Source organism: Caulobacter sp. X (assembly GCF_002742635.1).
Classification (GTDB): Bacteria; Pseudomonadota; Alphaproteobacteria; order Caulobacterales; family Caulobacteraceae; genus Caulobacter.
In genome coordinates, this window is sequence record NZ_PEGF01000001.1 from 1,951,710 (window position 1) to 1,971,105 (window position 19,396).

Annotated in this window: 16 protein-coding genes; 6 read left to right on the forward strand and 10 right to left on the reverse strand. The window is 67.8% G+C overall.

From position 1 onward, the window contains the following. Nucleotides 1-54 precede the first annotated feature (54 nt). Nucleotides 55-756 carry a CHAP domain-containing protein gene (locus CSW60_RS09025; RefSeq protein WP_099536931.1) on the reverse strand — a complete coding sequence of 234 codons (702 nt, stop codon included), beginning with the start codon at nucleotides 754-756 and terminating at the stop codon, nucleotides 55-57. A 577-nt stretch (nucleotides 757-1,333) separates the two neighbouring features. On the opposite strand from CSW60_RS09025, the gene CSW60_RS09030 reads away from it, so the two are divergent. Together CSW60_RS09030 and CSW60_RS09035 are read left to right on the forward strand one after the other, a co-directional pair. Beyond that, a complete protein-coding gene (locus CSW60_RS09030) occupies nucleotides 1,334-2,122 on the forward strand; it encodes a TerC family protein (RefSeq protein WP_099536932.1) in 789 nt (262 codons plus the stop codon). A 78-nt stretch (nucleotides 2,123-2,200) separates the two neighbouring features. Then, a complete protein-coding gene (locus CSW60_RS09035) occupies nucleotides 2,201-3,784 on the forward strand; it encodes an MDR family MFS transporter (RefSeq protein ID WP_099536933.1) in 1,584 nt (527 codons plus the stop codon). Between the two features lie 68 nt (nucleotides 3,785-3,852). Here the strand turns inward: CSW60_RS09035 and pstS are convergent, their stop codons facing one another. After that, nucleotides 3,853-4,857, reverse strand: coding sequence for a phosphate ABC transporter substrate-binding protein PstS (pstS, locus tag CSW60_RS09040; RefSeq protein WP_099536934.1), 1,005 nt, complete (start codon nucleotides 4,855-4,857; stop codon nucleotides 3,853-3,855). 185 nt (nucleotides 4,858-5,042) lie between these two features. Beyond that, nucleotides 5,043-7,202 (reverse strand): primosomal protein N', encoded by a 2,160-nt coding sequence (locus CSW60_RS09045; RefSeq protein ID WP_099536935.1) that lies wholly within the window; start codon nucleotides 7,200-7,202, stop codon nucleotides 5,043-5,045. A 123-nt stretch (nucleotides 7,203-7,325) separates the two neighbouring features. Here CSW60_RS09045 and CSW60_RS09050 point away from each other — a divergent pair, with 123 nt between their 5' ends. The 3 genes from CSW60_RS09050 (at nucleotide 7,326) to CSW60_RS09060 (ending at nucleotide 11,085) form a co-directional block, all read left to right on the forward strand. After that, complete coding sequence (locus tag CSW60_RS09050) at nucleotides 7,326-8,006, forward strand: DUF484 family protein (protein WP_099536936.1); 681 nt, start codon at nucleotides 7,326-7,328, stop codon at nucleotides 8,004-8,006. After that, entirely contained in the window at nucleotides 8,003-8,917 is a 915-nt protein-coding gene (locus CSW60_RS09055; protein WP_099536937.1) for a tyrosine recombinase XerC, read from the forward strand. The genes CSW60_RS09050 and CSW60_RS09055 overlap by 4 nt, the downstream gene beginning before the upstream one ends. A gap of 155 nt (nucleotides 8,918-9,072) precedes the next feature. Then, nucleotides 9,073-11,085 carry a methyl-accepting chemotaxis protein gene (locus CSW60_RS09060; protein ID WP_099536938.1) on the forward strand — a complete coding sequence of 671 codons (2,013 nt, stop codon included), beginning with the start codon at nucleotides 9,073-9,075 and terminating at the stop codon, nucleotides 11,083-11,085. A gap of 95 nt (nucleotides 11,086-11,180) precedes the next feature. Here the strand turns inward: CSW60_RS09060 and CSW60_RS23100 are convergent, their stop codons facing one another. Together CSW60_RS23100 and lpdA are read right to left on the reverse strand one after the other, a co-directional pair. Next, the gene (locus CSW60_RS23100; RefSeq protein WP_143324147.1) at nucleotides 11,181-11,480 is read right to left on the reverse strand and encodes a hypothetical protein; all 300 of its coding nucleotides are present in this window, start codon (nucleotides 11,478-11,480) and stop codon (nucleotides 11,181-11,183) included. A 79-nt stretch (nucleotides 11,481-11,559) separates the two neighbouring features. Further along, nucleotides 11,560-12,960 carry a dihydrolipoyl dehydrogenase gene (gene lpdA / locus CSW60_RS09070; protein WP_099536940.1) on the reverse strand — a complete coding sequence of 467 codons (1,401 nt, stop codon included), beginning with the start codon at nucleotides 12,958-12,960 and terminating at the stop codon, nucleotides 11,560-11,562. 264 nt (nucleotides 12,961-13,224) lie between these two features. On the opposite strand from lpdA, the gene CSW60_RS09075 reads away from it, so the two are divergent. Then, a complete protein-coding gene (locus CSW60_RS09075) occupies nucleotides 13,225-13,926 on the forward strand; it encodes a virulence factor (RefSeq protein ID WP_236634238.1) in 702 nt (233 codons plus the stop codon). On the opposite strand, the gene CSW60_RS09080 is transcribed toward CSW60_RS09075, so the two are convergent. The 5 genes from CSW60_RS09080 to CSW60_RS09100 form a co-directional block, all read right to left on the reverse strand. Beyond that, nucleotides 13,923-14,330: a type II toxin-antitoxin system VapC family toxin gene (locus CSW60_RS09080; protein WP_161495638.1), complete on the reverse strand. Its 408-nt coding sequence runs from the start codon at nucleotides 14,328-14,330 to the stop codon at nucleotides 13,923-13,925. The two genes, CSW60_RS09075 and CSW60_RS09080, sit on opposite strands and share 4 nt — an antisense overlap. After that, complete coding sequence (locus tag CSW60_RS09085; protein WP_099536943.1) at nucleotides 14,327-14,599, reverse strand: antitoxin; 273 nt, start codon at nucleotides 14,597-14,599, stop codon at nucleotides 14,327-14,329. Before CSW60_RS09085 ends, CSW60_RS09080 begins: the two co-directional genes overlap by 4 nt. Nucleotides 14,600-14,665: 66 nt before the next feature. Continuing rightward, the gene (locus CSW60_RS09090) at nucleotides 14,666-15,010 is read right to left on the reverse strand and encodes a DUF3088 family protein (RefSeq protein ID WP_099536944.1); all 345 of its coding nucleotides are present in this window, start codon (nucleotides 15,008-15,010) and stop codon (nucleotides 14,666-14,668) included. A 93-nt stretch (nucleotides 15,011-15,103) separates the two neighbouring features. After that, the gene (gene odhB, locus CSW60_RS09095) at nucleotides 15,104-16,315 is read right to left on the reverse strand and encodes a 2-oxoglutarate dehydrogenase complex dihydrolipoyllysine-residue succinyltransferase (RefSeq protein ID WP_099536945.1); all 1,212 of its coding nucleotides are present in this window, start codon (nucleotides 16,313-16,315) and stop codon (nucleotides 15,104-15,106) included. A 60-nt stretch (nucleotides 16,316-16,375) separates the two neighbouring features. Beyond that, complete coding sequence (locus CSW60_RS09100; RefSeq protein ID WP_099536946.1) at nucleotides 16,376-19,339, reverse strand: 2-oxoglutarate dehydrogenase E1 component; 2,964 nt, start codon at nucleotides 19,337-19,339, stop codon at nucleotides 16,376-16,378. Between the last annotated feature and the right edge of the window lie 57 nt (nucleotides 19,340-19,396).

Below are 19,396 nucleotides of genomic sequence, written 5' to 3' on the forward strand. Positions count from 1 at the left end.
GAAGGCCTCGCGCGAAGCGCTGCGGGTCGGGTGTGCCCCGGCCCGCGCTTCAGGTCAACGCGGCGCGTTCTGCTTGTTGGAGTCGGTCGACGAGGAACCGCCGCCCGTGGCCGCCTCGATCAGGGCCGCGATACGATCGGTCGAGTCGGCGGCCTGGCTGATGATGTCCAGCGGCGAGGCGCGAACCGACGAAGCCACCTGGTTGGCGGCCTGCTTGGCGGCCGACACGACGGCGTTCTGGGCCATGGCGATCTTGCTGGTGGCCATGGCGATCTTCATCGCCTGGGCGTCCTGATAGATGAAGCCGTTGGTCGGATAGACCGTGTTGCCCAGGTCTCGGATCGGATCGTACCAGACCTTGACCTGGCTCCAGTCGCCATTGGCCGACACGTCGACGACGGTGACGTCCTTTTCGATCTGGCCGCGATCGCCCTCGATCACGGACCAGTTGGCGTGGGTGACCTGAATGACCCGGTCGGTGAGCACCTGGCTCACGAAGGCGACGTGGCCCAGGTTCATCCGGGCGGTCGGCTTGAAGGAAAGGACCGAGCCGATCTTCGGCACCGAACCGGTTTCGTACTTGCCGGCGGCCTGCGACCACCAGGTGCGCGCGTCGCCGAACAGCTGAATGCCAGACATCAGGCGCGCGAAAGGAACGCATTGCCAATAGCCGTCGGCGGTTGCCACCGCCGGCGCCAGGCTGATCATGGCGGCAGCGGCCAGGGAACCCAGAAGGGCCCTCGTCCGTTTCGTCATGCTTGGGTACTCCCCCGCGTTACTGGGTTAAGGGATAACCTTCCCATGGACGTGTGAAAAGAGTCTTTATGTCGCGGATGTCATCCGCGAGCGGAGCCATTTGACGCAGGGCGAGCAAGTTTCATCGCCCCGCGACGCCGCCTCCGCCTCGACATGCGGACGCGGCTCGGCAGCTTCGCGAACCCCGACCGCAATCAAGACCACTCTGGAAATATCGGTGTCATCTCTGATGATATTGAACGCCCCATCATACGTCCTTTCCACCGCGCGTACGCGTAGCTCGGTGACCTGCGAGACTGACAGCTGATCTCAGCGACGTCCTTGATCATCTTGAAGACCCAAGACGAAATCGCCCTTCGAAAATGGTCTCGAAAGCAGACGGCCGCGGCCAAAAAAACCACGTTGATCAATTGATCGGCGTCGCTGGTCGGAAGCGCCCGGAGACCCGGCGAATCGTTGACCAAGGCTGGCGGCTTTTTCTCCCGCCCGGCCTCGACAAGAACGGTGTTCGCCCCCATTTGACGGCGTTGGCGGTTTCGCGCGGGGAGGCGCGGAGCCACATCCTCTGTGGGGATCGATGAACGAAATACTCAGCCTGCTCGCCGACCCAGCCGCCTGGGCCGCGTTGGTCACGCTTGTCGTCATGGAGGTCGTCCTCGGGATCGACAACCTCGTCTTCATCTCAATTCTGTCCAACAAGCTGCCGCCCGAGCATCGCCAGAAGGTGCGCCGGATCGGCATCTCCCTGGCGCTGATCATGCGCCTCGTTTTGCTGTCGACCATCGCCTTCATCGTCGGCCTGACCGCCCCGGTCTTCGACCTCGGCGTCACCGGCCCGGTCGGATCGCATGGCGACCCCGGCTTCGAGACCGCCTTCTCGTGGCGTGATCTGATCCTGATCGCCGGCGGCGCTTTCCTGATCTGGAAGGCGACCAAGGAGATCCACCACACCGTCGATCCGGGGAAGAGCGACGACGTGCTGGAGAAGGACAAGGCCACGGTCGTCATCTCGAACGTCGGCTCGGCGATCTTCCAGATCATCCTGCTGGACCTGGTGTTCTCGATCGACTCGATCCTGACCGCCGTCGGCATGACCGATCACCTGCCGATCATGGTCGTCGCGGTGCTGATCGCCGTCTCGGTCATGCTGCTGGCCGCCGATCCCCTGGCCAACTTCATCAACAACAATCCGACCGTCGTGATGCTGGCGCTGGGCTTCCTCTTGATGATCGGCACGGTGCTGATCGCCGAGGGCTTCGGCGCCCATGTTCCCAAGGGCTACATCTACACGGCCATGGCCTTCTCGGCCGGGGTCGAGGGCCTGAACATGCTGGCCCGCAAGCGCGACGCCAAGAAAAGCGGATAGGCGGGATACGCCGCCTACTTCCGGCGTTGGGAGCGTGATAGTCGGGGATAACCGGCTGTCACGCTTACCAAGGCCCCGATGACCTCCCAGACCTTTACCGACACCGAGCGCCGCACGACCCTGGCGGCGCTGATGATCGTGTTCCTGCTCAGCGCCCTGGACCAGACGATTGTCTCCACGGCCATGCCGCGGATCATCTCGGAGTTGAACGGCCTCAACCTCTATTCCTGGATCACCACCGCCTATCTGCTGACCTCGACGGTGATGGTGCCGATCTGGGGCAAGCTGGGCGACATCTACGGCCGCAAGCCGGTGCTGATCACCGGCATCTCGATCTTCCTCGCGGGATCTCTCCTTTCGGGGATTTCCGGCGAGTTCGGGACCGTGCTGGGCGTGCCGGGCATGGTCCAGCTGATCGTCTTCCGCGCCCTGCAGGGGATCGGCGGCGGGGCGCTGTTCACCACCGCCTTCGCGATCATCGCCGACCTCTATCCGCCGCGCGAACGGGGCAAGTTCGCCGGCATCTTCGGCTCGGTGTTCGGCCTGGCCAGCGTGCTGGGACCGATCATCGGCGGCTACTTCACCGATCATGGCGCGGTGCAGGTCGGGACCCACACCGTCGCCGGCTGGCGCTGGGTGTTCTACGTCAACCTGCCGCTCAGCCTGCTGTCCCTCTTCATGGTCATCGTGAAGATGCCGCCGCTGGAGCATCGTCAGGCCGGGCGGATCGACTTTCTGGGCGCGGCGCTGCTGATCTGCGCCTTCGTGCCGCTGCTGCTGGCGCTGAGCCTGGGCGGGCACAACTTCGCCTGGAGCGACCCGCGGAGCCTGGGCCTCTTCGCCCTGTCAGCCGTGTCGCTGGCGGGCTTCGTGATCGCCGAAACCAAGGTCGCCAACCCGATCCTGCCGATGCGCCTGTTCCAGAACCGGGTGTTCACCACCGCCAACCTGGCTGGCTTCCTGATCTCCATGGCCTTCATGGGCGTGGTGATGTTCCTGCCGCTGTTCCTGCAGCTGGGGCGCGGCGTGCCGGCCACGATCAGCGGCATGACCATGCTGCCGCTGATGGCCGGCCTGATCGTCGGCAGCGCCGTGGCGGGCCAGCTGGTCACCAAGACGGGTCAGTACAAGCCGCTGATGCTGGTGGGCGCGGGCCTGCTGCTGGTCTCGGTGTTCCTGCTGCATGACCTGTCGAAGATCCACGGCCTGGCCCTGCTGTGCGGGCTGCTGGCCTTCGTGGGCCTGGGCCTGGGACCGGGTCAGAGCCTGTTCAACATCGCCACCCAGAACGCGGTCGACCCGCGCGACATCGGCGTGGCCACCAGCTCCAACCAGTTCTTCCGGCAGATTGGCTCGACGGTCGGCGCGGCCCTGGCCGGAACCCTGCTGACGGCGCGGCTGGCCAGCCTGCCCGGCGGCGGCCTCGATCTCGGAGCGCTGGAAGGCATGGCCGTCAAGGCCGCCGCCCAGGGTCAGGCCGCCCACGCCGATCCGGTTCTGCAGAAGGCTCTGGTCGACGCCGTCAGCGGCGTGATGGTCGCGGCCCTGGCGGTCATCATCCTGGCGCTGATCACCATCCTGTTCATCCCCGCCCTGCCCCTGCGCTCGCGCCAGCCCATCGGCGACGCGCCGGTGCTTCAGAAGGCCGAACCCACGAACTGACGCCCAACGAAAAACCCCGGGGCGCGAACCCCGGGGCCTTCGGTTCTCTAGAGGTGCGGCTGAGGCGCCTACTTCCACTTGGCCTGGACGGCGGCCTTCACCGAGGCCGGAACCGGGGCGTAGCCCAGGGCCGTGATGTCCGCGTCGCCGTTCTTGTAGCCCCAGGTGAAGAAGTCGCGGACGCGCTTGGCGCGGTCCGCGTCGGCGTCGTCGCGCAGCAGGCCATAGCTGACCAGCACCAGCGGCCAGGTCCCCTTGCCCGGCTGGTCCAGCGTCTGGACGCCGAAGCCCTTGGTGGCCGTCCACGGCGCCGAAGCGGCGAAGGACGAGAAGGCGGCGGGCGAGGGCGTGACGAACGCGCCATCGCGGTTCTTCAGCGAAACCAGGTCCAGCTTGTGGTCCAGAGCGTAGGCGTATTCGACATAGCTGATCGTGCCCATGGTGCCGGACATGATCTCGCTGATGCCGGCGTTGCCCTTGCCGCCCAGACCGGTGGGCCAGTTGACGGTCTCGCCCGCGCCGGGGCCGGCCTTCCATTCGGGGCTGACCGACGAGAGATAGCTGGTCAGCAGCAAGGTCATGCTGGCCGGGTCGGTGCGGTGGGCGACGGTGATCGGCCAATCCGGCAGGTCGAGGCCCGCGTTCAGCGCCTTCAGGGCCGGGTCGTTCCACTTCGTGATCTTGCCCATGAAGATGTCGGCCAGGGCCTTGGCGTCCAGCTTCAGCTTGCCGCTCTCGAGGCCCGGCACATTGGTCACCAGAACGGTGCCGCTGATCACGAACGGGAACTGCGACAGGCCCTTGGTCTTCAGGTCGGCGTCGGAGATCGGCATGGCGGTGACGCCAAAGTCGGCGGCCTTGGCTTCGATCTGGCTGATCCCGAACGCGGAATTCTGGCCCTGGTAGGCGATCGGCTCGCCCCCGGCCTTCTGGTAGTTGGCGATCCACGCCTTGAACAGCGGCGCCTGGATCGAACCACCCGAGCCCGACAGCGGCGCGGCGGACTGGGCCGCGGCCGAACCCGCCACGGCCAAACCAAGCACGAACGCCACCGAAATACCGAGCGATCTCATTTCGAATTTCCTCCTGCACGGAGGGCGATAGCCCTCCTCTCGCGGCGCGTTCCTCGCGCCGTCGGCAACCAGACATTGGAGGAGTGCGCAGAGACACGGAATGTGACCCGTAGCCGCAGCGAAGCTTGAGGTAGACCTCTGTTTTTATTTTCTTTTTACCAAGAATTGGACCCGCCGCTTTCCCCCTAGAGGAAGCTGTAGGGGTCCACGTCGATGACCACGCGGACAGAGTTCGGGATCTTCGCCCGCGCCCGCCAGGCGGCCATGAAGCCTTGCAGGTCGACATTGCGCTCGGCCCGGACCAGGAACCGCTTGCGCCGACGGCCGCGCACCAGGGACAGCGGCGCGTCGGCGGGGCCGAACACCTCCACGCCCTCTGCGTTCGGGATCACCGCCGCCAGGGCCTCGACATAGGCTTCCAAGGCGGCGGCGTCGGGTCCTGAAGCGATCAGGGCCGCCAGGCGTCCGAACGGCGGCAAGCCGGCCTCCTGGCGCATGGCCATCTCGGCCTCGACGAAGGCGTCGCGGTCCTGGGCGGCCAGGGCCTGCATCACCGCGTGCTCCGGGGCGTAGGTCTGCAGCAAGGCGCGGCCGGGCTTCTCATGACGTCCGGCGCGACCAGCGGCCTGGGCCAGCAGTTGGAAGGTCCGCTCGCCGGCCCGCAGGTCGCCGCCGCGCAAGCTGAGGTCCGCGTCGACCACGCCCACCAGGGTCAGGTTCGGGAAGTTGTGGCCTTTGGCCGCCGCCTGGGTCGCCACCAGGATGTCGATCTCGCCGGCCGCCATGCTGGCGACCAGCGCCTTGGCCGCCTCGGCGTCCATCACCGTGTCGGACGAGAACACCGCCACCCGCGCGTCGGGGAAGATGTGCCGCGCCTCCTCCTCGACCCGCTCGACGCCCGGACCGATCGAGACCAGCGAGTCCTTGGCCCCGCAATGCGGGCAGGCTTCGGGCTTCTTCATCGAAAAACCGGTCAGGTGGCAGACCAGACGGCCGGTATAGCGGTGCTCGACCAGCCAACTGTCGGTGTCGGGCGACTTCATCTTCTCGCCGCAGGCCCGGCACAGGACCAGCGGGGCGTAGCCGCGCCGGTTCAGGAACAGCATGGCCTGCTCGCCGCGCTGCAGCGTCACGGCCATGGCCTTGATCAGCGGCGGCGACAGCCAGCGGCCGGGCTCCGGCGGCGTCTGGCGCATGTCGATCAGGTCGATATCGGGCAGCTGGGCCGCGCCATGGCGGGCCGATAGCCGCAGCCAGCGATAGCGGCCGATCTGAGCGTTGTAGAGGCTCTCCAGCGACGGCGTGGCCGAGGCCAACAAGACGCTCGCCCCCTCGATCTTGGCGCGCGCCACGGCCAGGTCGCGAGCCTGGTAGATGAAGCCCTCTTCCTGCTTGAACGAGCCGTCATGCTCTTCGTCGACGACCAGCAGGCGCAGCTTGCGGAACGGCAGGAACAGGGCCGAGCGGGCGCCGACGACGATGCGGGCGTTGCCGCTGGCCACGGCTTCCCAGACCTGACGGCGGCGCGGTGGCGAAACGCCCGAGTGCCACTCGGCCGGAACCGCGCCGAACCTTTGCTCGAAGCGGGCCATCACCGCCTGGGTCAGGGCGATTTCGGGCAGCAGGACCAGGACCTGGGCCTCGGGGTCCTTCAGCGCCTCGGCGACGGCCTCCAGATAGACCTCGGTCTTGCCCGAGCCGGTCACCCCGTCCAGCAACGCCGCCTGGAAGCCGCCGGCGTCCAGCATCTCCTTCAGCACCCCGACGCACGCCGCCTGGCCGGGATTGAGGGCGCGCGGCGGCAGGGAAAGATCAGGCTGGGGCAGGCCGCGCTCGGGCTCGACGAAGTCGACGGCCAGCACGCCCTCGTCCACCAGACCCTTCACGACGCCGGCCGAGACGCCCGCGGCCGAGGCCAAGGCCGCGCCGGATAGCTTCACGCCCTCGGCGGCGGCCAGCACCTTCAGCCGGGCGGGGGTCATGCGCGCGGGCTGCACGCCGGTCAGAATCAGCACCTTGTCGGGCTTGGGCGGCGGATGGCGCAGGCCGCGCAAGGCCATGGCCAGGGGCCAGCCGGGGACGTCGACCGAATAGCGCGCCGCCCACTCGACGAAGGTCAGGACGCCCGGCGGCAGCGGCGGATCGTCCACCTTGCCCTGCACCACCTTCAGCGGCCGATTGCCGCCGGTCCCGTCGCGCAGAGCGGTCACCACGCCCCGGATCACGCGCGGGCCCAGCGGCACGGCGACATGGTCGCCGACGGCCAGGTCCAGCCCTTCCGGCTCGGCGTAGTCGAAGGCCTCCGGCAAGGGCATCGGCAGCAGGACGGAAGCGATACGCGGCATGGGCCCAAGCTTCTGCCGCGAAACGCTCCCCAGGTCGAGAGGTCCGCCGGCCAAGCTTATCAAGACGCCGTTAACCGTCTTGGGGCTTCATCGACGCGTCATTTCACCAGACTCGGGGCATCCATGAGCGACGCGACTCGCGCGGCCAAGAAGACGACGGTCGACGCCGACAGCGTCCGGGCGTTCCTGCGCACCCAGCCGCAGTTCCTGCGCCAGGACGACGACCTGCTGGGGGAGCTGGGCCTGAAGATCGACGCCAGCAACGTCCTCGACTTTGGCCCGGCGGCCCTGGCCAAGGTGGCGGCCGCCCACAAGCGCGAGGCCCTGGCCCGCCAGGCGATCGAGGCCAACGCCCGCGCCAACTACTCCGCCCAGGCCCAGACCCACGCGGCGGTGATCGATATGCTCGACGCCCGCAACCACTCCGACCTCGCGCGCCGCGTGGACGAGCTGTCGGTGCTGCGCTTTGGCCTCGCCGCCGGGGTCATCGCCCTGGAAGGACCAAACCGCGTCCCGGCGGGCTGGCGCGCCCTCGCCGAGGGTCAGGCCGACATGCTGGTCGGCGACGCGCCGATCGCCCGCATGGGCTTCTTCGCCCCCGCCCTGCCGCTGTTCGGCGACAAGGCCGAGCTGATCCGCAGCATGGCCCTGGTGCGCATGGCGATCTGGGAGCCGCGCCGCGAGGCGGTGCTGGCCTTCGGCTCGACCGATCCCGAGGCCTTCATGCCCGACATGGGCACCGAGCTGGTGAACTTCCTGGGCCGGGTGGTCGAGCGCACCGCCGAACGCTGGCCAGTCCTATGACGGCTCGCCAGGCTCTCGCCGCCTGGCTCGACTACCTGACGCTGGAGCGCCGGGCCTCGCCGCGCACGGTGCGGGCCTATGGCGACAATGTCCTGGCCTATCTGAACTTCCTGGAGCGTCATCGGGGCGAGGCGCTGAGCGTCGCGGCCCTGGGCGAGATCTCGGCCGCCGACCTGCGCGGCTACCTGGCCTTCCGGAGGCAGGGCGAGGCCGCCCTGGCCCCGCGCTCGATCTCGCAGGCCCTGTCGTCGATCCGCGCCTTCCATCGCTATGTCGACCAGCGTCACGGCGTCGCCAACGCCGCCATCGGCCTGGTGCGCGGCCCGCGCCTGAAGATCGGCCTGCCCCGCCCCGTCTCCGAGGACCAGGCCCGCGACCTGATCGCCGAGGCCTCGGGCGACACCGAGCGCGAGCCGTGGGAGACCGCCCGCGACGAGGCGGTGCTGACCCTGCTGTGGGGCTGCGGCCTGCGGATCTCCGAGGCGCTGTCCCTGACCTGGAGCGACGTCCCGCTGGGCTCGGCGCTGCGCATCACCGGGAAGGGCGGCAAGACCCGCATCGCCCCGGTGCTGGACGCCGTTCGCGACGCCATCGCGGTCTATGCCGACGAGCTGCCGTTCGTGCTGGGTCCCGACGAACCCCTGTTCCGGGCCAAGCGCGGCGGACCGCTGTCGCCGCGCCATGTCCAGGGCCTGGTCCAGACCCTGCGCGGGCGGCTCGGGCTCTCGGACCGGGTGACGCCGCACGCCTTCCGTCACGCCTTCGCCACCCACCTGCTGGGCGCCGGCGCCGATCTGAGGACCATCCAGGAGCTCTTGGGTCATGCTTCGCTGTCCACGACCCAGCGCTACACTCAGGTGGACGCCGCCGGCCTGCTGGCGGCCTACCAAGCCGCGCATCCCAAGGCCTAAAAGCCACACCTTACGTAGGGTTATCTGCGACAGACTGTCGCGTTAACGGCCCGGTCCGCCGAAATTAACCGCGATTTTACGTCGGGCGGAGCTTCCTCCTCGCGAGAAGCGCGCCTTTCCGCCCTTGCGGAGGACGCAGCCCCCGAGAGGCCATCATGAAGTTCGACGACCTGAAAATCTCCACGAAAGTCGCGTTGCCCGCCGTCATTCTGACGGTGGTGGCCTTGGCGATCGTGGGCATGGGCGCCTGGCAGGCGCGCCAAGCCGAGCAGGCGACCCGGGTGCTGGTCGAACAGCGCGCGCCGGCCGAACTCGCGGCTGCTCGCTTCAATCGTCGGGTGACCGCGATCGGCTACGGCGCCTATCGGACGGTGTCGTACGATGGGACCTCGCCCGAAGCCAAGAGCGCCAGCGACGACGTCGATAAGGCCTACAAGGACGGCAAGAAGTATCTCGCCGCCATCAAGGAAGCCGATCCGACGTCCGCCAAACAGGTCGCCGACTTCTCCGCACGCCTGGAAAAGATCTACACCAACGCGCGCCAAGGCGCCGATATGGGCCTGCAGAACGCCAATGAGGCGGCGGTCATGATCATGGCGATCATCGACCCGGACATCACCAGCCTGAACGAGGACGTCAACAAGTTCGTCTCGGCTCACTCGAAAGAGACTGATGTGATGGTGGCCGCCTCGGCCAACCAAGCCAAGACCAACACCCTCATCTCGGTGCTGTTCGGCGTGATCGCCGCCGGCTCGGCCCTGCTGTTCGCCCTGTGGATCGGCTCGCGCAAGATCGCCGCTCCGCTGGCCGACACCGCCAAGACCATGGAAGTCCTGGCCAACGGCTCGGTGGACGTCGAGGTCAAGGGCGCGGAGCGCAAGGACGAAGTCGGCGCCATGGCCCGCTCGGTCCAGGTGTTCAAGGACAACGCGGTGGCCCTGCGCACGGCCGAGGCCGCCCAGGCCCGCGCCAATTCCGAGGCCGAGGCCGAACGCCGCCGCAACCAGGAAATGGCCGAGGCCGCCGCCAAGGAGCAGGCCCAGGTCATGGAGATCATCGCCGCGGGCCTGAACCGCCTGGCCGAGGGCGACCTGACCTACCGCCTGGATCAGGATATCCCCGAGAGCTACAAGCGTCTGCAGACCGACTTCAACGGCGCGGTCACGCAGCTGGAAGAGACGATGCGCACCATCGTCCACGCCGCGAGCAGCATCGGCGCTGGCTCGGACGAGATCGCCTCGGCCTCCGACGACCTGTCGCGTCGCACCGAGCAGCAGGCCGCCAGCCTGGAAGAAACCGCCGCCGCCCTGGACGAGATCACGGCCACCGTGCGCCGCTCGTCGGCCGGCGCCCAGGAAGCCGCCAAGGTCGTGGGCTCGACCCGCGGCGACGCCGAACGCTCCAGCGTGGTCGTGCGCAACGCCGTCGACGCCATGAACGAGATCGAAAAGTCGTCGCAGGAGATCAGCCAGATCATCGGCGTGATCGACGAGATCGCCTTCCAGACCAACCTCTTGGCCCTGAACGCCGGCGTCGAAGCCGCGCGGGCTGGTGAAGCGGGCCGCGGCTTCGCGGTCGTCGCCCAGGAAGTGCGGGCCCTGGCCCAGCGCTCGGCCGACGCCGCCAAGGAGATCAAGACCCTGATCTCGACGTCCAGCCAGCAAGTGAACCAAGGCGTGAGCATGGTCGGCCAGACCGGCGAGGCTCTGCAGGCCATCGTCTCCAAGGTCGGCGAGATCGACGCGCTGGTCGGCGAGATCGCCTCCTCGGGCCAGGAGCAGGCCACGGGCCTGAACCAGGTCAACGCCGCCGTCAACCAGATGGACCAGACCGTCCAGCAGAACGCCGCCATGGTCGAGCAATCGACCGCCGCCGCCCACTCGCTGAAGGGCGAGGCCGGCAACCTGCTGAAGATGATCGGCCGCTTCCGCGTCGGCGGCGCCGCGGCCGCCGCTCCGTCCTCGAGCGCCAGCTCGGCCCGCGCCGCGACCCGTCCGGCCCCCGCCCCCTCGCGTCCGGCCCCCGCGCCGGCCAGGGGCCCGGCGCCGGCCTCGGCCAGCAGCCGCCCGGGCCTGAACCCGGTGGCCGCCGCCCAGGCCAAGGTCGCAAGCTTCGCCAAGAGCTCGGCCGCGCCGGCCGCCTCGGCTGACGATTGGGAAGAATTCTAAGCTCCAGTAAGCGTAGCGCCCCGTTCATGCGGCGGGGCGTGTCCTCCCCTAAGCGACTTCAAGGCCCCGTCCCCCGACGGGGCCTTTTTCTTGGATCAACGCTGGGGCGGCGGCGGGATGAGGGGCGTCCGCACGGGACAGCCGTCGACCATCCGCATGACCGCGCGCTCGCCGACGCCCGTCCGCATGCGGTTCAGCGGCTTGGCGGCGCCGTCTTCAGTCTTGCGGGCGAGGGTGGCGCGCTGCCGGCATTCCAACGCGGACCGCTGCCCCTTCATGCGTGGGGCTTGGCTGAACGGCGCGACGACCCGTGAGGGCGGGCCTGCCGGCATGGACGCGGGGGGCGGCGGCGGCGCCTGAAGCGCGGCGGCCAGAAGCAGTCCAGACAAAAGCATGGCGGGGCTCCTGAAAGGGAACCCCGCCACTTTAGGCCCGTCGAAACGGGCCGCACGTTAACTCTCGGACAGGAAGCCGTTAGGCCTGCATCGTCCAGCCTTCGACGCCCATGGCCGCCTGGCGCAGGGCTTCCGAGCGGGTCGGGTGCGGGTGGCAGGTGCGGGCCACGTCTTCCGAGGCGCCGCCGAACTCCATGGCCACGCAGTACTCGGCGATCATGTCGCCGACGTTCGGGCCGACCATGTGGGCGCCCAGGATGCGATCAGTCTTGGCGTCGGCCAGGATCTTCACGAAGCCGTCGGTCTCGTGGTTGATCTTGGCGCGGCTGTTGGCCAGGAACGGGAACTTGCCGACCTTGTAGGCGACGCCCGCGGCCTTCAGTTCGTCCTCGGTCTGGCCGACCGTGGCGACTTCGGGGCTGGTGTACACGACGCCCGGAATGATGCCGTAGTTCACGTGGCCGGCCTTGCCCGCGATCATCTCAATGCAGGCCACGCCTTCGTCCTCGGCCTTGTGGGCCAGCATCGGACCCGAGGTCACATCGCCAATGACCCACACGCCGGCGACGCCGGTCTTGAAGTGGTCGTTGGCGATCATGCCGCGCTTGTCCGGCGTGATGCCGACCGTCTCCAGGCCCAGGCCTTGGGTGTACGGACGGCGGCCGATGGCGACCAGCACGTAGTCGGCCTCGATCGTCTGGGCGTCGCCGCCGGCGACCGGCTCGAAGCTGAGCTTGACGCCCTTGGCCGAGGCCGTCGCGCCGGTGACCTTGGCGCCCAGCTGGAACGTGAAGCCCTGCTTGGTCAGGATCTTCTGGAAGGCGTTGGCGACTTCGGTGTCCGTGCCCGGCAGGATGCGGTCCAGGTACTCGACCACGGTGACCTCGGCGCCGAGGCGCTTCCAGACCGAGCCGAGCTCCAGGCCGATGACGCCGGCGCCGACGACGACCAGGCGCTTGGGCACTTCCGGCAGCGACAGGGCGCCGGTGGAGTCGATGATGCGCTTGTTGTCGATCGTCACGCCCGGCAGCGGGGTCGGCTCCGAGCCGGTGGCGATCACGATGTTCTTGGTCTCGAGGGTGGTTTCCGAACCGTCCTCGGCCTTCACGACCACCTTGCCGACGCCTTCGATGCGGCCCCAGCCCTTCACGTAGTCGACCTTGTTCTTCTTCATCAGGAACTCGACGCCCTTGGTCAGGGCTTCGACGCTCTCGGCCTTCTGGGCCATCATCTGGGCCAGGTTCAGCTTCGGCTTCACCTCGATGCCCAGCTTGGCGAATTCCGGGCCGGTCGCGGCGGCGTACAGCTCCGAGGCGTGCAGCAGGGCCTTCGAGGGCATGCAGCCGACGTTCAGGCAGGTGCCGCCCAGCTTGCCGCGGCCTTCGATGATCGCGACCTTCAGGCCCAGCTGGCCAGCGCGGATCGCCGCGTTGTAGCCACCAGGACCGCCACCGATGATGACGACGTCGTACTGAGCCATGGGTCTATCGCCTTCAGGACGCGCCGGGATCGGCGCCGGACAAGATATGGGGCCTCGCCGGCCGTTTTGTCAGACCTTTGGAGGCGGGTGTTCCTTAGAACCAGACTGTTAAAAACGAAACAACCTTTCGCCGTCCGCGCCCTTGAAAATCAAGGAGAAGGCGGGAAGCGCGCGGCGTCGCTCTCCCCGTTGCGAGGATCGCCACAAGCTTGACACTAGAGCGCCTGGAGAGGGTCACCGGGCCGTGTCGTCCTTAGAGTCATGATGACCCGTCCGCGCCTCTTCGGCCTCTCCGCCGCCCTCGCCTCCGTCGCCGCCGTCTGCGCCTTCTCGGCCGCCTTCGCGCGGTCGACCCCGACCTGGAGCGGTCCGGTCGTCGTGCCCAGCGCTCAGGGCGGCGACACCCTGGCGGTGCTCTATTCAGGCGATGGCGGCTGGGGCCCGCTGGACCAGAAGGTGGCGCGGCGCCTGGCCGATAACGGCGTGCCGACCCTGGGCGTCAACTCGCTGGCCTATTTCCGGACCAGCCGTACAGCCGACGACGTGGCGGCCGATCTGGCCCGCACCCTGCGCGCCTACGAGCATCAATGGGGCCGGAGCAAGGTGACGCTGATCGGCTATTCGTTCGGGGCCGACGCCCTGCCGGCGATCATCCCGAAGCTGCCCGAGGACGTCCGCGCCCAGGTCAGCCGCGTGGTGCTGATCGGGACCGGCCCGGACGGCGACCTGCGCTTTCATCCGGTAAGCTGGCTGAACCTGGCCCCGCGCGACTCGTTCCCCGTCGCCCCGGCCATCGCGGCGCTGCAGGACGTGAAGATCACCTGCGTCTACGGCGACAAGGAGCGGCGCGACATCTGCCCCACCCTGCCGGACGACAAGGTCGCCAAGATCCGCCTGCCCGGCGGTCACCATTTCGATGGCGACTATGCCACGCTGGGGGACGCGGTGCTGAAGGCCGCGCGTTAGGCCGACCAGTCTTGCAGGGAGAGATCTTGGATCCGAGAGAATTCCCGCGTGTTCGAAGTGACCAAGGTCCAGCCGCGATTCAAGGCCTGGCCGGCGATTAGAAGGTCGTAAGGACCGATCGGCGTGCCTGCTCGCTTGAGCGCTTCGCGTATGCGAGCGGCGACCTCCACATCTTCGCGGGACAACGGCTCAATGACGACATCCCGCACGAAATCGGCAAGATGCCTGGCCGCCGCTTGGGGATCACGGCTCGCGAATACGCCGAACTGCAGTTCGTGGTGCACAATCACCGAGGCCAGCATAACCTCGGCGGCGAGCACGGCTTCAATATAGCGCTCCCGAACCTTGGGGCGTCGTCCTTGAGTCAGATCGACAAAGACGTTCGTATCGAGCGCCAGGGTCACCAGTCGAAGTCACGCTCTTGCATGGGCGGCTGATCACGATCGGGAAAGTCGGCGCCGCCTTCGGCGTCGATACGCGCGAACATGGCTTCTAGTTCGGCGCGCGTTCGCGGAGGCTTCACCGGCAGTGGCTCCAGAATAACGGCGTTTCCCTGCCGGCGGAGGGCCACTTCCGCGCCTTCGAACGCAAAGCCCTCGGGCAGCTGAACAGCTTGGCCGCCTCGGTGCGTGAAGAGCTTGGCCCTGGCCGGTGCGATCTCGAACTTTCCCATAGGGCTGTCCTATCTACGATCGGATACATACAGCATCCGGGACGGCAGCTCAAACACGCCCGGGATCTAGAGCGGCGCGGCGAGGCCGTGCTTGGCTGCCAGATAGCGCGTGATCGGCCGCGCGTCGGTCAGGAACGACAGGCCGTTCGCGGAGTGAATCTCGCCGTGCGGGCCGGCGTCGGCCGAGGCTTCCGCCAGGATCAGGGTCGGGGCGTTCTGGTGGCCTTCGCCCAGCCGCTCGACCAGGGCCGCGCGCGGGCGGAGGTAGTCGACATAGACGATCTCCAGCGTCTCGCGCAGCGCGGGATAGGTCGCCAGATACCCCTCCATCATCGCGCAGTCGGGGCAGAAACGCTGGGCGCCGTCCTTTTCGAAATGCGGCTTCAGCAGATAGAGCGTGTCCTTGGCCATGACGGGGTCCCGGAAATGCGAACGGCCCCGACGTAGGACGCCGGGGCCGCGAATGCAAAGAAGCCCGCCGAAGAGGCGGGCTTCTCGTGGTTCTTAGAGGTCCAGCAGCAGGCGCTGCGGGTCTTCCAGGGCTTCCTTGACCTTGACCAGGAAGGTCACGGCGCCGGCGCCGTCGACGACGCGGTGGTCGTAGGACAGGGCCAGGTACATCATCGGACGGATCTCGATCTTGCCGTTGACGACCATCGGGCGTTCCTTGATGGCGTGCATGCCCAGGATGCCCGACTGCGGCGCGTTCAGGATCGGGGTCGACATCAGCGAGCCATAGATGCCGCCGTTGGTGATCGTGAAGGTGCCGCCCTGCATGTCCTCGATGGCCAGGCCGCCGGTGCGAGCCTTCTTGCCGAGGTCGCCGATGGTCTTTTCGATCTCGGCCAGGTTCAGCACGTCGGCGTCACGGACGACCGGAACCACCAGGCCCTTGTCGGTGCCGACGGCGACGCCGATGTCGTAGTGGTTCTTGTAGATGATGTCCTGGCCGTCGATCTCGGCGTTGACGTCCGGGATCGCCTTCAGCGCGGCCACGACGGCCTTGGTGAAGAACGACATGAAGCCCAGCTTCACGCCGTGACGCTTTTCGAAGACGTCCTTGTATTGGGCGCGCAGGGCCATCACGGCGCTCATGTCGACCTCGTTGAAGGTCGTCAGCATGGCGGCGGTGTTCTGGGCTTCCTTCAGGCGACGAGCGATCGTCTGACGCAGGCGCGTCATCTTCACGCGCTCTTCGCGCTCATGGATCGGACGCGGCGCGCTCGGAGCGGCGGCCGGGGCCGGAGCGGCGGCGCGGGCTTCGAGAGCGGCCAGGGCGTCGCCCTTGGTCACGCGGCCGTCCTTGCCGGTGCCCGCGACCTTCGACAGGTCAAGGCCGGTCTCGGCGGCGATGCGGGCCGGAGCCGGGCTGACCGGGGCGGCGGCGGGCGCGGGAGCCGGGGCCGGAGCGGCGGCCGGAGCCGGAGCCGGCTTCGGCGCCTCGGCGGCCTTGGGCGCGGCCGGAGCGGCCGAGGCGGTTGCGCCTTCGGTCACCACGCCCAGGACCGTGCCCGGGACGACCGTCGCGCCTTCGGCGGCGCCGATGGCCGAAAGGACGCCGTCGGCGGGCGAGGCCACTTCCAGCGAAACCTTGTCGGTTTCCAGCTCGACGAGGATCTCGTCCTTCTTCACGGCCTCACCGACCTTCTTGGTCCAGCGCGCCACCGTGGCTTCGGTGACGGATTCGCCGAGGGCGGGCGTATTGATGTCGGCCATGGGGCTTTCCGAGTCTCTCTTGCTTGGTCCGGCGGGTTTCTTGGTAACGGGAGCCTTCGCTTACGCGAAGGCCTCGTTGAGGAAGGTCTCGAGTTCTTTCAGGTGGCGGCTCATCAGGCCAGCGGCCGTCGAGGCCGAGGCGGGACGACCGACATAGCGGGCGCGCTTGGCCTTGATGTCCAGCTTGTCCAGCGTCAGCTCCATCCACGGATCGACGAAGGTCCAGCCGCCCATGTTCTTGGGCTCTTCCTGGCACCAGACCAGGTCGGCGTTCTTGAAGCGCGACAGCACGTTCATCAGCGACTTCATCGGCCACGGATAGAACTGCTCCAGACGCAGCAGATAGACGTCGTCGCGGCCGGTCTTGGCGCGATGGTCGACCAGGTCGAAGTAGACCTTGCCCGAGCAGACGATGACGCGCTTGATCTTGTCGTCGCTCTTCAGCGTGATCCCGCCGACGTCGCAGCCGGCCTCGGCGCCGTCCACCATCACGCGGTGGAAGCTCGAGCCTTCGGCGAAGTCAGCCAGGTTCGAGACGGCGCGCTTGTGGCGCAGCAGGCTCTTGGGCGACATGACGATCAGCGGCTTGCGGAACTCGCGCTTCATCTGGCGACGCAGCGCGTGGAAGTAGTTGGCCGGCGTGGTGCAGTTCAGCACCTGCATGTTGTCTTCCGCGCACGACTGCAGGAAGCGCTCGAGGCGGGCCGAGCTGTGCTCGGGGCCCTGGCCTTCGTAGCCGTGCGGCAGCAGCATGACGAGGCCGCTCATCCGCAGCCACTTGCGCTCGCCTGAGCTGATGAACTGGTCGATCACGACCTGGGCGCCGTTCACGAAGTCGCCGAACTGGCCTTCCCACAGGGTCAGGGTGTTCGGGTCGGCCAGCGAGAAGCCGTATTCGAAGCCCAGCACCGCCTCTTCCGACAGGGCCGAGTCGATCACTTCATAGTGCGCCTGGCCCGGACGGATGTTGTTCAGCGGCGTGTAGTGCTCTTCGGTCTTCTGGTCGATGATGTCCGAGTGGCGCTGGGTGAAGGTGCCGCGCACCGAGTCCTGACCCGACAGGCGGACCGGATAGCCCTCGTCGAGCAGGGTGGCGAAGGCCAGGTGCTCGGCCGCGCCCCAGTCGATGCCCTCGCCCTTTTCGAACGCGTCGCGGCGGTTCTCGATGGCGCGGCGCACGGTCTTGTGGGCGTCGATGCGGTCCGGGATCGTGGTGATCAGACGGCCCAGCTCGAGCAGGCGGGTCTTCGGGAAGGCGGTCTTGCCGCGGCGATCCTCGTCGCCCGGCAGGGTCAGACCGGCCCACTTGCCGTCCAGCCAGTCGGCCTTGTTGGGCTTGTAGGCCTTGCCGGCTTCGAATTCCTTGTCGAGGAAGGTCTCGAATTCGGAGACCCAGCCGTCGACTTCCGCCTGAGTCACGACGCCCTCGCCCACCAGACGGCTGGCGTACAGCTCGCGGGTCGGCGGGTGACCCTTGATCTTGGCGTACATCAGCGGCGACGTCATGGTCGGGTCGTCGCCTTCGTTGTGACCGAAGCGACGGTAGCAGAACATGTCGATGACCACGTCCTTGCCGAACTTCTGGCGGTACTCGGTCGCGACCTTCGAGGCGAAGACGACGGCTTCGGGATCGTCGCCGTTCACGTGGAAGATCGGGGCCTCGACCATCAGGGCGACGTCCGAAGGGTACGGCGAGCTGCGCGAATAGCGCGGGCTGGTCGTGAAGCCGATCTGGTTGTTGACGATGAAGTGGATGGTGCCGCCCGTGCGGTAGCCCTTCAGGCCCGACAGGGTGAAGCACTCGGCCACCACGCCCTGGCCGGCGAAGGCGGCGTCGCCGTGCAGCAGCAGCGGCAGGACGTGGCCGCGACCGGCGTCCGGCTGCTCGCGCAGGGTGAAGGCCTGCTTGGCGCGGGCCTTGCCGATCACGACCGGGTTGACGATTTCCAGGTGCGACGGGTTGGCCGTCAGCGACAGGTGGACCTTGTTGTCGTCGAACTCACGGTCCGACGAGGCGCCCATGTGGTACTTCACGTCGCCCGAGCCCTCGACGTCCGAGGGGACCGACGAGCCGCCTTGGAACTCGTGGAAGATCACGTGGTAGGGCTTGCCCATCACGGCGGCCAGCACGTTCAGGCGACCGCGGTGCGGCATGCCCAGGACGATGTCCTTCACGCCCAGCGCGCCGCCGCGCTTGATGATCTGCTCCATGGCCGGAACCATGGCTTCGCCGCCGTCCAGGCCGAAGCGCTTGGTGCCGGGGAAACGCTTGTGCAGGAACTTCTCGAAGCCCTCGGCCTCGATCAGCTTCTTCAGGATGGCGACCTTGCCTTCCTTGGTGAAGGTGATTTCCTTGTCGCGGCCCTCGATGCGCTCCTGCAGCCAGGCCTTCTCGGCCGGGTCGGAGATGTGCATGTACTGCACCCCGACATTACCGCAGTAGGTGCGGCGCAGGATGTTGAGGATCTCGCGGATCGTGGCGGTCTCGAGACCCAGCACGAAGTCGAGGAAGATCGGACGGTCGTAGTCGGCGTCCGAGAAGCCATAGGTGGCCGGATCCAGTTCCGGGGCGGGCTTCGGCGGCTCGAGGCCCAGCGGGTCGAGGTTGGCGGCGAGGTGGCCGCGCATCCGGTAGGCCCGGATCATCATGATGGCGCGCAGGCTGTCCAGCGTGGCGGCGCGGACGGCTTCGGCGGAGGCGCCGGGGGCCTTGCCCTCGACGGCCTTGGCGATCTTGGCTTCGACGGCGGGGGCGACGGTGGCCCACTGGCCGTCGAGGGCCGACAGCCAGTCCGGACGGACGGTCTGGACCTTCTTGGGCGTCCAGGCCGGATCCTGGGCCGCGCGCTTCACCTGGTCGGCCTGTTCGGCCAGGCTGGCGAAGAAGGCGTTCCACGAGGGCTCGACCGAAGCGGGGTTCTCCGCCCACTGGGCGTAGAGGTCCTCAACGAACGCCGCATTGGCGCCGTAGAGGAAGCTGGTCTCGGTCAAGACCTGGTTGATGATGCCTGCGTCGTCCGCCATGGATTTGTCGCCTTCAGATCCGCTTGCTTACGGGAGCGCTACCGCAAGCCCGTAAAT